Here is a 15,001-nt window from a genome sequence, read left to right as displayed (position 1 = left end):
CATCGCGTGATTCTCACATAACGAATTATATAAAAAAATACCTAGGGAACCCTAGGTTTTCGGTGAAGCCATTGCAAAATCAACGATCTGAACCGGCGCACCAAATCGATGGAAGGATAATCTCGTGGTGTGCAAACATTGAAGAACATTAACTGACAACCCCATCAGCCAATGCACAAATAAATGTCATCCGTGAGAGCCTGAATATCTTTGATGCAACGGGATTCTTTACGCTTGTGCCGTTTCTCGTTGCGCGACACGCCCGAGTTTAGACAAATATCGATCCAAGGTTTGCCGAGCATCTTTCGTACTACTTGACACGTCATATTGCAAAATGCCCCAGAATTCTAAAACGACTCGCAAAACGCTGTGATAGTAATCTTTCACCCCATAGTTGGCATATTGCGCAATCACTTTGAGTCGTTGGCGGAAATTTGGCATCCCGAATCCGGGCATCACAAAGCGCGGAATCACTCGGCACACCGTGGCAATGCGCGATGGATCCTCTTCAATGTAGGCTTTTGCCGCATCACGGTAAAAGGCATAATGCAAGGTCTCGTCTTTGGCCACCGCACGCAATATCGTCGTCAATACCGGATCTTGCGCCTCGGCCGCTCGAGCTAAGTTCAAATAAAAAACACGGGTAGCCAGTTCTTGCAAACTCGTATAAATCATCATCGCAAAAGGATCCGTGGCTTCTGCTTGCCACCCGGCCTGAATCACATTTTTTCGAATGTGATCACGCATATCGGGATCCCCATTGCGACTGAGAAGAAGATAGACATCCAAAATGCGAGCGTGTTGGTCCTCTTCCCGCGTCCAGGTGTGAATAAAATGCTTGAGAGCGGAGGGAGCGTCAGCAAATACTGCTTGCAATCCTGTGGTAAACCATGGTAAATTGATCTCGGTAAGCATGGCTGTCTCAACAGCCATCGTCAATTCCGGGGAGATTGTGCCTTGATTTTCATTCCATGGTTCATCGATAAAATTGCGTCCTCGTTCCCACGGCAATAAACGATGATAACCCCAGTCGACCTTGTTGCTAAGTTCCAAATGCCGCTGGTACAAGGTATCCAGGGTGCTATTGAGAAAACCCATAATTCTGCTACACCTCTTTTACGTTTGATTCAGTCTAACACAAGGTAGCCAAGAAGTCATGAAGAATTTTCGGAATGTCGTGGCAGTCGCAAGACGGGTCTAATGTTTCATTTTTGTCTCTTTTGTTTTGTGTCTAAAGATCTAAAGAAAGGAACCTATTTATGCATCCCTTTGTCATTTATCCAACTCTTAGTATTCTTGAAGATTGGTGCCATAAAACCTATAAGACCCCGTCATCATTGCTGCAGGCATTGAATGTTTCGACGTTACAATGGGAAGAGTTAACCGCGTTTGGGTGTGTGTCTTTAGACACGGATGGTGACACCCTTCAGTCCCTTTTGGATGCCTTGAACACGCTCCGCATTCAAGACTTTGTGACTGCACGTCTTCATCACATCACCAGGCAATATCCGTTAATTCATCCCTTAACCATTAAACTGTGGCCCATGGATCCTGGTGATGAATTTGGCCGGGATAAACTGCAAGGCGTGTCGGCATTTACGACCTATCAAGGCGAAATTTCGCTCGTCATCTATCCCCAATCCTGTTCTCTGCCCATTGTCGAATCCACCATCGCGCATGAATATCATCATCATTGGCGCATTCACGCCCTCACCCTTAGCGAAGCACACGAAACATTGCTCGAACGCATGATTTTAGAAGGGCTCGCCGATCATTTTGCAGAACATGTGTTGTCCAAACCTGCGCCCGTTCCGTGGACTCGCTTGTTAACCTTACAAGATGCCGAAAATTTATGGCCTTTATATCGTCAACACCTCTTTGTACAAGGGAAGGATGCCAGCCAGTGGCTTTTTGGCTCCCCAGAACTCCATCTCCCCTTATGGACAGGATATGCCTTGGGATACCAGATCATTGAATCATACCGTCAAAAGCATCCTTTGATCCCGTGGCAGAGGCTAACCACACAGTGTGCAACCGCCTTTCTGGAACTGGCCAATTCTTTCGGGGACCGCGGATGGTCTTCCCCACTCGTTGGTTTGGGTCCACAGATCATGCAAGGCCGCTTGAATGCCAGGATAATAAGGGGTCTTTAAGGCATCTAAAAGCTTCGTCAATACGGTATTGGCTTCACGCATGTCCCGCCACATTGTGCGTTCACTTCGAAAAGGTTTACCCACCGGACCCGAAGCCATTTTTTCCATGCTCGCTCTTTCCCGAATTGGCGCCATTCACATAGTCGTCTTTGCTGGATTCGGAGCTGCGGCCTTAGCCCAGCGAATTCAGTTAGCTCAAGCCACCGTATTAATCGCCAGTGATGTCTCCTATCGCCGCGGAAAAGTTATTCCCCTCTATTCCATAGTCGCCGAAGCCTTAAACACTCCCCATTCGCCTATCCACACTCTCATCTGGCAGCGAAGGACGGACAAGGCGCTCCCCGCCGTACCAGCACGTACAGTTCTGTGGAACGATCTGCTACAAGCCGCCCCAGGCCACACGTCGGAAGCGATTCCGCTGGAATCGAACACGCCGGCTTTTATTCTCGCAACCTCAGGAACCACCGCACGCCCAAAATTAGTCGTCCACATGCATGGTCCTTATCAAGTCGGTATTCTTCACGCCTCCGCGATTTTATATGGCTTGTCCCATCACGATGTGTGGTGGTCGACCTCAGATATCGGATGGATTGTTGGACATAGTTTTATTGTTTACGCACCCCTTCTCGTCGGTGCGACCACTATCAGCTATGAAGGTGCACTGGATTTCCCCTCCCCTGAACACTTTTACCGTATTATTGCCGAACATCAAGTCAGTGCGATTTTGACTGCGCCCACGGCCGTTCGCTTGTTAATGCAATACGGAACCGATGTCGCACGCAAACACGATGTGTCAAGTGTGACCCGTGTATTCTCCGCCGGGGAACCACTGAACGCGCCGGCTTGGGAATGGCTTCAACATGACGTTTTTGACAACCGGGTTCCCGTCATTGACCACTGGTGGCAAACTGAAACGGGAGGACCCGTCATCGGCAATCCCTATCCATTGGGTCTATTGCCGATTAAACCAGGCTCTGCGGGAATTCCCCTCCCAGGTTACGGCGTTGACATAAGACAGCCCGACGGTACCATAGCGGGCCCCAACGAGCCCGGCAGTCTGGTCATCACTCATCCATTTCCCGGACTCACTCAAGAATTATGGAACGATTCCGAACGCTACCGCACCTCATACTGGGAGCAAATGCCTGGCGTTTACGTGACAGGAGATGCCGCCACCATCGACGAGGACGGCTATGTGTGGGTGAGTGGCCGAGCGGACGAAATCTTGAAGATTGCGGGACATCGCATTGGCACGAGTGAAGTGGAAACGGCCATTTTGCGACATCCTGCAGTGGCAGAAGTGGGTGTTACAGGAGTCCCTGACCCCTTGCGAGGGGATGTGATCGCTGCGTTCGTCGTCTTGCGTCCGGGGTGTGAATCCTCGCCGCAACTGGCCGATGAAATCCGCCACACGGTGCGCCGCGAACTGGGAGCGGTCGCCGTAATCGGCACCATCGAATTCGTCAAGATCTTGCCAAAGACGCGTAGCGGAAAAATTATGCGTCGAGTATTGCGTGCTGTAGTTCGCCAGGAGAATCCGGGAGACGTCTCGACCATCGAAGATCCCAACGCCATTACGGCATTAACAGACCTGTGGCATCACGATCACGCTAAATAAACCATTATCTCTTTCGGTTGATCCAAGAACGTTCATTGACCTCACTCGTCGCAACCGCCTTCTTTTTCATGGCCCACGTCGAAGAAGGCATTCAAATTGCCGATCTGGGGGCCGACCTTAATGGCCACCATCATGAGCATCGAGACAATGACACGAGCAACGCATTTTTAGACTGGGTCGGTGGATTATATCCTAGCGTCGCGTCACGCACCATGACGATTGCCTGGGACCATGCGCTCTGAGGACTTTATAGGATGTCGTCCAAATTGATTAACATTGGTATTCCAAGTTGACATTCCGACTCAGCAACTGGATTAGAATCTCAATTAAACTAATTAAAAAGCCGAGTAGTTTCGCCAAGAGCTGCTCGGTATTTTTTCTGAGCCAAAGTAATTTGAAATACCTTCCCTCTTGCAGGGACCACTCCAACATATTCGATAGTCGTAAGATTTTATCGCGGAAAGAAGGCCCTGTAGACGTTTTTGGAGATCACATGCGACGTGGTTCTCCGGACGCAGGTCTTCACGACCGACAAAAAACCTCGATCGGGCTGCGCCTGGGTGCCTTGATCCTTCCCCTTGTGGCCTAGGATCGTGCAATGTCGGCGCTTTGTGTTGGAATTCGTCAAGAGGCACAACGCTCCAATTTAAATCGCTTACCCAGGGGCCAGTGCGACGCAGCAGAATGCAACCGCCCCAACCCTTCTGCAAAATCAAACCAGCAATCGAGCAGGCGAAGACGGGTATACTCCAATAGCCATAAACCGCAAGAAGCAAAAGTTAGAGCGTCTTTGTGTTCATACGGCGATAGGTTTGTGGAATAATCGAGTGGGTTTTATAAGGAGTGCGAATGGCTGTCGCCATGACGAGAATAAAAAGGCATTCCTTCCAATACGGTCGCGTTTAAGCCCTTTTTCTCCCTTTTACGGGATGATAGTCTCATGAGTGACTCCCATTAGTCACACCACCCTGTTCGCAACCAGGTTAACTAAGGAAGTTCATCATGATCTCAACCTGGGCAGAAAACTTTCCAATCAAACAGCAAAAAGGGATCAAGAAATACATCATGGCTTCACCACGGATCCATATTATGAGTATAAATCCTGAAAAATTATCAGTCTACACATTCCACGAATTTTTTTCTATGATAAGCCAACCCCGGGGTATGGTTTCCGCTTTATTTCTTAGGATTCTTAGGAAAGGAAAGGCTATGGATGATAAAATCTTTCATAACCCGCGGATCCCTCCGTTATTCACCGTTTCGCCGGTTCTTTTTCGCACGGAGCATTTTACTGTTCGGTAATGCCATGACTCCCGTTGCTCTAGCGTTTGCTGTACTTCAGGCTCCTCATGGGCAACGCCTGTTAGGAGATATCTTGGCCGGTGAGCTTCTTGCCCATATCATCATGCTCCTCATTGGAGGACATCTCGCCGACCGTTACCGGCGAGACAGGATCCTCTTGTGGACAACTCTGGGATTCGGATTATCTCAACTCTGTATTGCCATTATTGTGCTCACAGGGACAAATTCCACATGGATTCTCCCCTGGGCGATCATCCAGGGGATTTTGACAGCATTTTCGGAACCCGCACTGCGCGGCATTGTCCCCGAAATGGTTGATACCGCACATCTTCAACATGCTAATGCTCTTTTGAGCGCCGCGCGCGGTTTCGCTCGTATTGTCGGGCCCGCAGCAGCGGGATTTCTCGTCGCCACTTGGGGCGGGGGCTGGGCCATTGCTGTCAATGCATTCAGCTCTTTTGTCGCTAGCCTCTTGATCATCCGCATTCACATTCCTCGTGCTTGGAAGAGCACAGCCCCGTCCATTGTCCACGAGATGCGACAAGGATGGGTATATTTTCGCGAGAGCCAGTGGATTTGGCCTATTACCCTCGCCTGGGCCTTTCTCAATGCCTTACAAATGGGGGCTTGGCAAGTTCTTGGTCCCATTATTGCCCAGCAAAGCTTCAGATCGACAGGATGGGGACTGATACTCAGCTTTAAAGCCGCTGGCATTCTTATTGCCGGTCTTGTTCTCACTCGGCTCCGGTTTTCGCATCCTTTACGTACCACCATGTTGACCGCGGCTGTGGGTGGCGTGCCCATGATTATTTTAGGGCTGGAACAGAGCGTGCCGTCTCTTCTTACAGCGGCTATGGTAGCGGGCTTAGGACTTGGGATATCCACGACCCTATGGGACAGCGCATTGCAACAAGGAGTTCCCCGTGACAAAATTTCCCGGATTATGGCCTTTGATGATATGGGCGCATTTGTTTTCATCCCTTTGGCCGAAATCATCTCCGTGCCCATTGCCCACACGTTCGGTCTTTATACTGTGGAAAGAACCGCGGGTTTCCTGTTTCTCATCACAGCTCTAGCGCCTCTCACTTGTCATGGCGTTCGCACCATGACAACACACGATATTGAAGCCTGGGCTCTTAAACAGCCTTTGTCATAATTCCATGTGGCTCTTTCCTCGAACCGCATTCGAGAAGTCCTCGTGCATGACACACCACTCATGTGTCAGTCGCTTTTCTTCTCCTCGGTAAAAAATATTGGCGGTGCCTCTTCACTAGCAGAAGCACCGCCCAAAGATAAGCATTCTCCATCCTGAATGCGCAGCAGAGATTGGAGCCTTTAGATCTGGGATGGTTGATGTGACTACCATTCCAGCGGCATTTTCTCCACGGTTGTCGATTTTTCTCCGGCGGCTACCCGAAACACAGAGAGTAAGGAAGCTAGCAAAGAGAGCGCCACGAGGACATAAAGAGCATACCGGGTTGCGGGAATCCATGGTCCTTTAGGTCCCCCAGCCCGCTCAACCCCGCCATTTAAGGCCAGGAAGGTGGCCATAATGGTGCCCGAAATCGCAGTGCCCATCGCCATTCCTAAGGAACGGGCCATGTTTAAAATACCGCCGCCTACGCCTAAACGTGAACTAGGTAAACTCCCCATGACCGATGAATTGTTTGGCGGCGTGAAGATCCCAAGGCCTGCTCCGACTAAAATCAATTCAATAATCATAGGCACTAAACTGGCATGGATGGCTACGGTCCAAGCTAATCCCACAATAGCTAAGCCCGTAAGTGCCATGCCTCCGGTCGTCAGAAGCCGCGGTCCATAGCGATCGGCTAATGCCCCCGCTTTAGGCGCAGCGACTGTCATTCCAAGGGGGACCGCCGTTAAAATAAGCCCTGATACGGCCGAGTCAAAGTTTAGTACCCGCTCAAAATAGAAAGGCATTAAAAAGAGAACCCCGAACATGGCCAGATATGACAGCAGTCCGGTAAAATTCCCGATGCTAAATACCGGGATTTTAAACAGACGCATATCGACTAAAGGTGCGCGGAATTTTAATTCCCGCCAAATAAAGGCGAGCAAAAAGAACAAGGCTCCAGCAAACATTCCGAGAATTCGTGGCGATCCCCATCCCCACGACATGCCTTCGGTCAATGCCATCATGACCAACACTAAAAACGGGGTCATAAACAAAGTGCCCCACCAATCAAACGTGGTCTTTTTCCCGCTTAATTTGTCTTTTGGTAAAATCATCGCAGCCATGGCCGTGCCAATTAGACCAACGGGTACGTTCACATAAAATATTGCCCGCCAACCAAATAAGGCAATCAACCCGCCACCAATAGCTGGGCCTAAAGACAAACCAATCGCCTGCGCCGAACCTTGAAATCCAATGGCCCGCCCTCGAACAGAGGGAGGTACCGTCGCTGTAATAATGGCCACCGAATTCGCCTGAAGCATGGCGGCGCCAGCCGCTTGAAAGACCCGGGATACAATGAGCATAGGTAAATTAACAGCCGCACCACATGCTGCAGATCCGACAATAAACACTAAAAATCCAAAGGTGTAAAGGGGTCGGCGTCCTAGCATATCCGCTAAACGCCCAAATAAAGTTAACAAGGTGGTCAACGTTAATAAATAGGCAATGAGTACCCAGCTCACTAAGGAGGCACTGGCGTTAAAATAGGTGCTCATGTCGGGTAAAGCCACATTGACAATGCTCGCATCCAACGCGGCCATAAAAGCGCCAATACAGACAGTTGACACGACTAACCAAATATAGTTCTCGCGTGTGGTAAATCGTGTCAGAGGCATGGAATGCCAAATACTGCGAATACCTGTTGCCTTAGCCACGCGGCTACACCTCCGAGGTTGTATTTAATCCTATCCGTTAACGAGCCACTTGGGAAGGTCTTTTCGGCTCGTCGGCAAACCAAACTCGAGAACTATGTGTGGCATCTCCAAAAAACATCCAGCGTTCAACCATTAATCCCAAGCTCCCGCTGACCAAGGCCACCACCGCTAGGTCAAATCCCGGAACGGCCACTAACAAGATCGCCGGAATACCCCACAATAAAAGACCCATAAGCCCATAGCCCCATGCACGCTGTGCAGGCGTCAAGGCTGGCCAAATTTGAGTCTGATGGCGATAAGGGGGTTTAGTGGTACCCGTGTCCATCACCCGGTAGGGCTTTTGAGATAGACCTGTGCCCGTGCTAGACATCACCATATGCTCTGCTTCGCGGAAATTGCGAATTTGCAGTGCTTTTAACACAGCCGTAATCACCAGTACCACCATAAGCGCCATGGGCAATCCCGGGATATTCTCATGAAGCATTCCACTGATGCCCCATGCCCACAAGGTTCCACTTAAGGCCGCTGCGCCAAAGAACATCAGCACCGTCAGTGGAGAGTGCCAGCTTCGCATCGCCCGGATCGTCGCATAGAGCATCGCCGTGATATAGACGGCCGCGACGCCAAAAACCGCGGCGATAACGCTCAGTGTCTGCCACAATCCTGAAAGCGGCAAAGCGACCAAATGTACCAAAACGGTTAAGGCCACCACCATCATGTACAATCCCGTACTGAGGGCTTCCCGGCTGAGCCATGAGGTTTTAAGCCGGCGCAAGACGTATTTAGCTCCCTGAAGCCGGTGCATGTGGAAAATCGAAGATAGCCCACCAATACCGCCCGTAATGAAGGCTGTCCCTTGAAGAATAAAAATCATCTTAGGATCATGAGGCTGGGTAAACAGAAGTATGGCAGCTATACTCATAAGGCCCACCGATAATCCCTGCAGTAACGTTAAAGCTAAAAGCGGCCAGGTTGGTCTCATAATTCGCTCGCCTCCAGTACCCGTTCGATCTCATCATTGGTGACCTGGTGGGGAATGGGTCGTCTCGGCAGATAATGAACGGAAGGCCGTGCACCGAGTTCGGGCAATAGAGTAAAACCTTGGCGTTGGGCCACTAATTTGGACACTTCAGAATCGGGATCGTCTAAATCTCCAAAAGTTCTCGCGTGTGTCGGACAACTTTGGACACAGGCCGGTTGCCGTTCATTCGCTGGCAGGGTTTCATCTTCAATACGGTCAATGCATAACGTGCATTTCTTGACCACGCCTTCATGCTCGTCGAACTCCCGCACCCCATAGGGGCAAGCCCACATGCAAAGCTGGCAACCAATACAAGCATCGTAATCAATTAATACCACTCCGTTATCTGCCCGCTTATAAGATGCCCCGGTGGGACAAACAGGGACGCAAGGAGCATCATAGCAGTGCATACAGGCTTTAGGCAGGTACATCACCGAAGCCATAGGATATTCTCCCGCTTCCACGGACAGTACACGATTCCACCACATCCCATCGACTTCGCGGTAAGGTTCGTGGTCCGGGACAGGCCCAAATTCTCCTGACGTATTATGCTCTTTACACGATACTTGACAACTTTTGCACCCCACACATTTATTGAGGTCGGTAATAATCGTAAGCTGCATCGTTTAACGGGCTCCTTTCCGGGTGGAATAACGTAAGTGGGTCAATTGGGTCATCTCAACCTGCTTGGGCTTTCTTGCTGCCACTTTCGGCCAGACCTCATGAAGTTCGGATGGATAAATCCGCACCCGGGTGTCATACCAACCGGCTTGACCAGTGATAGGATCATTGTTAAACAAGACTCCCGACTCACTGGGCAAGGTATCGGGAACAATATGGTTAACAAGAATAGCGCGTTGACTTTCGGGTGCCTTGGGATCGAGCCCCCAAGATCCTGGGGCCTTGGCAATCGCATTCCACGTCCATACCGTACCGGGTTCGACCGCGTCGGAAAAACGCAAGGTGGCCGTCATCCGTCCCTGGCGGGATTCCATCCAAACCCATTGCCCATCTTTTAACCCCAGTTTGGCAGCTGTTTGCGGATTGACAAACAAAGGATTTTCATGCAGCAATTGCCGTAACCACGCATTTTGGGATCCCCACGAGTGGTAGTGGGTCATGGGCCGTTGCGTAATCATCACCAATGGATAGTCCTCAACCGGAGCCATCACCATCTCGAGCGGCGGATGCCAAAATGGCAAGGGATCAAAGTAGGTCACGAGGCGTTCCCGTAAGGCTGGATCGGTGGGTTTCTTTCCTGGCCACAACCCTTGACCTGCCAGTCGGAAGGTCTGCAACGCATCCGAGTAAAAATTCAAAATGATGGGATCACTAGTCGGATTAAATTTGACTTCTTTGGACCAGTTGAGGTACTCCACATTCGCCATACGATAATACTTCCGGCCTTCCGGTAGCGGCTGGAACCAAAACGCTTTGTTTTTGGCGTAGGCCTCCAATTGACGCGGGTTGGGTTCCCCGACCAACTGAGATTTACCATCGCGACCACGAAATCCAGCCAAAATCCCCACACCCGATCCGGGTTGAGTTTCCCATAACTGGATAAAGTCTTTATAAGTCTTGTAGCGTGGTTTCCCATTTTCCACGAAGCCGGGCAACTGCAAACGGTTGGCCAATTCGATTAAGGTATCGGCTGCAGGACGCACTTCACGCGGAGGAGGAACAACGGGTTGACGAATGGAATCTGCGGGTCCTTCCGGTTCCGAAATCGGCCGGTCTTGCAAAGACGAGGCGTCCCACCTTTCGAGATAGGTCGTATCCGGAAAAACAATATCGGCAAATGCTACCGTTTCCGAGTCATAGGCATCAATGACCACGACATGAGGAATTTTATAGTTCCCCTGTTCGTCTTTAGCTGTTAACATTTGTCGGGTTTCGAGTGTGTTCCAGCTCGAATTCCAAGCAATGTTGGCCATATAAATCATCAGAGTATCGATGCCATAGGGCCTTTGATCATGCGCATTGCGGATAACGTTTTGAATCACACCGTGCGCGGCCAAAGGATATTTCCATGAATAGGCCTCATCAATACGAATCGGCGTATCACCTTCAACAAGCAAATCGTCAGGCGAGGTGGGATATCCCAAAAGAGGTTTGGGGGCAGCCTGATTGGGCTGATAGTCCTCCCGATTGGGAGCTGGGCTAACTGGGGGCGGTGATGCTTTCGGATACGGACTCTTGTAACGAAAGCCCCCTGGGGTATCTATCGTCCCTAACATCATCATCAAATCAAACAATGCCCGAATAGTCTGAAATCCATTGGTATGCGCCGCTAATCCCCGCATCGCATGAAAAGCCACGGGTCGACCGACTGTGTGACTATGATGTGTTCCGTAAAAATCTGTCCAGGGTTCAGGTAAAATCACCGGGTGTTTCATGGCCGTTTGGCCCATCTCTAAAGCTAAACGCACTATGGTTTTACGCGGGACATGGGTAATCTGTTCTGCCCAGCTCGGGGTGCATGTGCGCAACCGGTCTTTAAGAATTTGAAATGCCGGCATAAAGGTTCGGCCCTCAAATGTGTAGGTTCCTTCCAATTGTCCCTGACCTTGGGCCTCTTTAAATGGGACAAATTGACCTGAAGGCATCACCACCATCATATCGCCGTTCTCAGCTTGCCAAATCCGGCCATCACGTTCGGTCCCTGGGGCTTGTTCCACTAATGCGGCGGCATTGGTATAACGACGTAGAAATTCCGCGTCATATAATCCTTGTTGGACAAGGACGTGCATAAAGGCCATCAGTAACGCCCCGTCAGTGCCTGGATGAATGGGAACCCATTCATCGGCTAAGGCCCCATAGCCGCTGCGTACGGGATTGACCACGACAAAACGTCCTCCACGGTCTTTTAACTTGGCAATGGCCAATTTTAGCGGATTCGAAGGATGATCTTCCGCCACCCCAATCAGTATAAAAAGACGCGCATGCTCCACATCTGGCCAGCCAAACTCCCAAAAACTCCCGCCAATCGAGTACATGCCCCCTGCTGCCATATTCACCGAGCAAAATCCCCCATGCGCGGCCCAGTTAGGGGTGCCAAATTGTTTCGCCCAGTAACCATTAAAGGCTTGCATCTGGTCGCGGCCCGTGAAATAGGCAAGCTTGGCCGGGTCCGTATTCCGAATCTCCCTTAACCATCCTTCCACGGTGGACAAGGCTGTTTCCCAGTCGACTGGTACAAGCTCCCCTTCGCCTCGTTCACTACCCGGCGCCCGCATGAGCGGGCTGGTCAATCGGGCCGGGGAATATTGAGTCATGATGCCCGCTCCACCTTTGGCACACCATACACCGTGATTCACAGGCGATTCGGGTATACCCGAAATAAAGCGAATACGCTCATCTTCAACCGTCACTTCGATGCCACATCGACATGCACACATGTAACATGTCGTATGCACCCTGCGCGTTGATGCCGGCGTCGGTTGCGGGATCACGTTAAGTTCTTCAGCAGTTTGCACATTCTCGGCATCTACCGCCATAACTACGCCCCCTCCATGGAAACATAAATTCTTAGGTTCATTGTAACTAGTCCTTTTTAACCTTGGCGTACAGAATCATTAATGGCTCTTCTCGTCATTTCTGATAGCTCAATAAAATGGCAATCACCACGTCAGGTATAATATTTTTTATACTGAAAAACAAAAATAACTAGTCCTCATGCATTAGGTATTCATGGAGTCATCGGCCTTAAGAATGGATATCGACCTCAAACGAGACCCCAGCCTCTATTTCTACACCAAAGAAGGCTTTCCCCTAACAGGAAAGCCCAGTCTCCAAGTCTCCACAGATGGAATCTCTCGGGTTTGAAGGCCGAAGATTTTGGCGGAATCATTATCGCTGCGTCGGCGGATCATGGGACCCTTGGAAGTCTTCCTCCGAACTGAATCCTGAACCGTCTAGCAACAGGCGGGGTTCAGCCGCCACTACGCCTTGACGTTCCCTGGAGGAAAACGCGACGGCGATAGGCGCTCCGATGGGGCACGAAGATCGTTCCGGGACGAATTGCCCCGTACATCTCTTTCTCGAGAATGTTTACCGCACCGACCTCGAGACGGTTCGCCTGATAGTCACAGGTTTGACAATGGTCGGTGCGGCCCCCCACATGGTTGAGATGGCCACGATGCGGACACGTTTAGGACGTGTGCGCTTCATTAACTTTGGTCAGTTGAATGCGTGCTCGTTCGCTCTTGGTAAGTGCGTCTATGCATTTTCCGGCTGTCTTATGAGTGAACCGAAATGGTTCCATGGATGTAGGTCATGGTTTCGGATTCGATAATAAATGTTCCAGATGTTTTAAACGTATACTCCCATTTGCCGCCTTGGTTTAAATCTGGTGACCGAGCCACTAAATGTCCTTGATGCAAGAGATCTAAATGATCTTGTCCCATGCCATCAAATACAAATGTCAGTGTTTGTCCTTGCGCGATATGAATATGAGAGGGATGAAATTTTCCATTGGATAATACCACTTGTGTGGATGCTCCTTGCGTCGATGATGGGGACGTCATCGATGACGATGACGAAGATGAAGACATAGCTTGGGAAGATGATGCTTGGGCACCACACCCTGCAATAATGACAGAGAGCGCCAGAGCGGGTAATAGATAACGGATATGTGCCATAAAAAGTCATCCTTTCTCGGATCTTCGACTGATCTTTATGAGACCTTAATTTTGGAAACTCGACGTTTCCCAAATAGTTGGTTTCAAAAATATTAGGAATTATTCTTTGGTTCGAGAGCTCTTGGGGAATTGTGATTCTCAACAGTTTTGTTATACTACTTAATGTCGTTTATAACAAGATGTTCATCAGTCGAAGACTTATTCTTTGTGTTGGAAATAGGGATCTTATACCATGAGCCGTGTCCAACAAAAAATCCTCATCACATAGGTCAAGATGCAACAAGTTTCTCATCAACCGTCGAAAAGAATTTTTGAGGGATTGACAACTTAAGTGATTACACATGCAGTAAAATAATAAAGAAGTAGACGTTAATCATTTCAGTCAGTTATCAGTTATTAGTAAGGAGTGAATACTGTGCTGCGATTGCTCGTGCTTATTACGCCATTATTTTGGGCTCTGGTCTTCTATCTCATTTGGCAACGACAAAAACACCGTGCTCAAGAAGAAGCCAAATCATCCACAACTTTGGGCAAAAAAGCGCGGCACAGCAAATTAGCACCCGTTATCCCGCTATTTCCGGATCCGCCTACATCGCGCAAAGCCCATCCCAATGATGATCACCACGAATAGGTCATGGTTAAACGCTCTTTGGGGAACTTTGAACGATTTCCGGCGGGGTTTGCCATTCGGCTAGGCAACCTCCTACGGGCCTCATTATTTCGCCGACGAAGTCTGTTAATAGGCCTATACGCTCCTCAAGCGGTAAGCCGTTCGCCAAAATGGTTGCCGCGAATTTAGCGATGTCGGGTTCGCGTTTTACAAAATCGCCGAAAAGATATTTGGGTTTAGGTTGCCACCATCCGTGATAACGGTAATAGCCCTCCAAGGCCATGGGCAAAATAAGCCCAATCAGATACGATGCTGCGGCCACATCTGTCTGGGCGCACCCCACGATATCTTTGAGCAAGTCGCAGAGATGATAACGCCATAGATCTCTCTCTTCATTAGACCACGGCGTTCTCGGGCTTTCCCATTTTTTACGTGCTATATCCCTTAAATGCGTAAGAATCCCTGCGTGATCCACGATAATTTTTCCGTACACAAACATCCACACAGTAGCCGAATTGTCCTCGTCAAACTCTAGGAGAATCTGGGAAACTGGATTCAAAAAGAGTTCAAGTTCCTCCCCGTTCCAGGATAATAAACGGCGCTGCCTCCAGTTTCCATCATGCACGACAAAAAAATCCCAGTCGCTATACTTGTCACTGGTGCCCATCGCTCGCGAGCCCGTTAGAAGAATTCCTTGCAAATGATCTCCCAGTTCTTTTGTCATTGCTTTAAGGACGTAATCAATCACGGCGTCTTGATCCATAAGCCCTTCCATTCCCAATGTCTTCCAACAAAAGTCTCGCATCC

General features: G+C 49.8%; 12 protein-coding genes. 5 read left to right on the top strand and 7 right to left on the bottom strand.

Features of this window, described 5'->3' with window-relative positions; translation table 11 throughout:
• Positions 1 to 228: 228 nt before the first annotated feature.
• Positions 229 to 1,098 carry an acyl-ACP desaturase gene (locus B8987_RS12155; protein WP_020373426.1) on the bottom strand — a complete coding sequence of 290 codons (870 nt, stop codon included), beginning with the start codon at positions 1,096 to 1,098 and terminating at the stop codon, positions 229 to 231.
• A 161-nt stretch (positions 1,099 to 1,259) separates the two neighbouring features.
• On the opposite strand from B8987_RS12155, the gene B8987_RS12150 reads away from it, so the two are divergent.
• The 4 genes from B8987_RS12150 to B8987_RS12135 all read left to right on the top strand — a co-directional run bounded on the left by B8987_RS12150 (position 1,260) and on the right by B8987_RS12135 (position 6,229).
• On the top strand, positions 1,260 to 2,153 hold the full coding sequence (locus tag B8987_RS12150; protein WP_084661646.1) for a DUF2268 domain-containing putative Zn-dependent protease: 894 nt from the start codon (positions 1,260 to 1,262) through the stop codon (positions 2,151 to 2,153).
• Between the two features lie 55 nt (positions 2,154 to 2,208).
• Positions 2,209 to 3,771, top strand: a complete 1,563-nt coding sequence (locus B8987_RS12145) for an acetate--CoA ligase (RefSeq protein WP_242940671.1) — start codon at positions 2,209 to 2,211, stop codon at positions 3,769 to 3,771.
• A gap of 35 nt (positions 3,772 to 3,806) precedes the next feature.
• A complete protein-coding gene (locus tag B8987_RS12140; protein ID WP_020373433.1) occupies positions 3,807 to 4,013 on the top strand; it encodes a hypothetical protein in 207 nt (68 codons plus the stop codon).
• Between the two features lie 971 nt (positions 4,014 to 4,984).
• Complete coding sequence (locus tag B8987_RS12135) at positions 4,985 to 6,229, top strand: MFS transporter (protein ID WP_084661645.1); 1,245 nt, start codon at positions 4,985 to 4,987, stop codon at positions 6,227 to 6,229.
• Positions 6,230 to 6,432: 203 nt separating this feature from the next.
• Here the strand turns inward: B8987_RS12135 and B8987_RS12130 are convergent, their stop codons facing one another.
• From B8987_RS12130 to B8987_RS12110, 5 genes are all read right to left on the bottom strand, one after another.
• Entirely contained in the window at positions 6,433 to 7,923 is a 1,491-nt protein-coding gene (locus B8987_RS12130; protein ID WP_020373437.1) for an MFS transporter, read from the bottom strand.
• 37 nt (positions 7,924 to 7,960) lie between these two features.
• Complete coding sequence (locus B8987_RS12125; RefSeq protein WP_020373438.1) at positions 7,961 to 8,905, bottom strand: dimethyl sulfoxide reductase anchor subunit family protein; 945 nt, start codon at positions 8,903 to 8,905, stop codon at positions 7,961 to 7,963.
• Positions 8,902 to 9,567 carry a 4Fe-4S dicluster domain-containing protein gene (locus tag B8987_RS12120; protein ID WP_020373439.1) on the bottom strand — a complete coding sequence of 222 codons (666 nt, stop codon included), beginning with the start codon at positions 9,565 to 9,567 and terminating at the stop codon, positions 8,902 to 8,904. Before B8987_RS12120 ends, B8987_RS12125 begins: the two co-directional genes overlap by 4 nt.
• Before the next feature lie 3 nt (positions 9,568 to 9,570).
• The gene (locus B8987_RS12115) at positions 9,571 to 12,441 is read right to left on the bottom strand and encodes a molybdopterin-dependent oxidoreductase (RefSeq protein WP_020373440.1); all 2,871 of its coding nucleotides are present in this window, start codon (positions 12,439 to 12,441) and stop codon (positions 9,571 to 9,573) included.
• Positions 12,442 to 13,182: 741 nt separating this feature from the next.
• Entirely contained in the window at positions 13,183 to 13,584 is a 402-nt protein-coding gene (locus tag B8987_RS12110) for a cupredoxin domain-containing protein (RefSeq protein ID WP_084661644.1), read from the bottom strand.
• 415 nt (positions 13,585 to 13,999) lie between these two features.
• Between B8987_RS12110 and B8987_RS12105 the strand changes: the two genes are divergently transcribed.
• Entirely contained in the window at positions 14,000 to 14,215 is a 216-nt protein-coding gene (locus tag B8987_RS12105) for a hypothetical protein (protein WP_020373442.1), read from the top strand.
• 7 nt (positions 14,216 to 14,222) lie between these two features.
• Here the strand turns inward: B8987_RS12105 and B8987_RS12100 are convergent, their stop codons facing one another.
• Positions 14,223 to 14,999, bottom strand: coding sequence for a nucleotidyltransferase domain-containing protein (locus B8987_RS12100; RefSeq protein WP_176213244.1), 777 nt, complete (start codon positions 14,997 to 14,999; stop codon positions 14,223 to 14,225).
• Positions 15,000 to 15,001: the final 2 nt, after the last annotated feature.

Origin of the sequence: Sulfobacillus thermosulfidooxidans DSM 9293, from assembly GCF_900176145.1 — a bacterium.
Classification (GTDB): domain Bacteria; phylum Bacillota; class Sulfobacillia; order Sulfobacillales; family Sulfobacillaceae; genus Sulfobacillus; species Sulfobacillus thermosulfidooxidans.
This window is presented reverse-complemented; position numbering and strand designations above follow the sequence as displayed.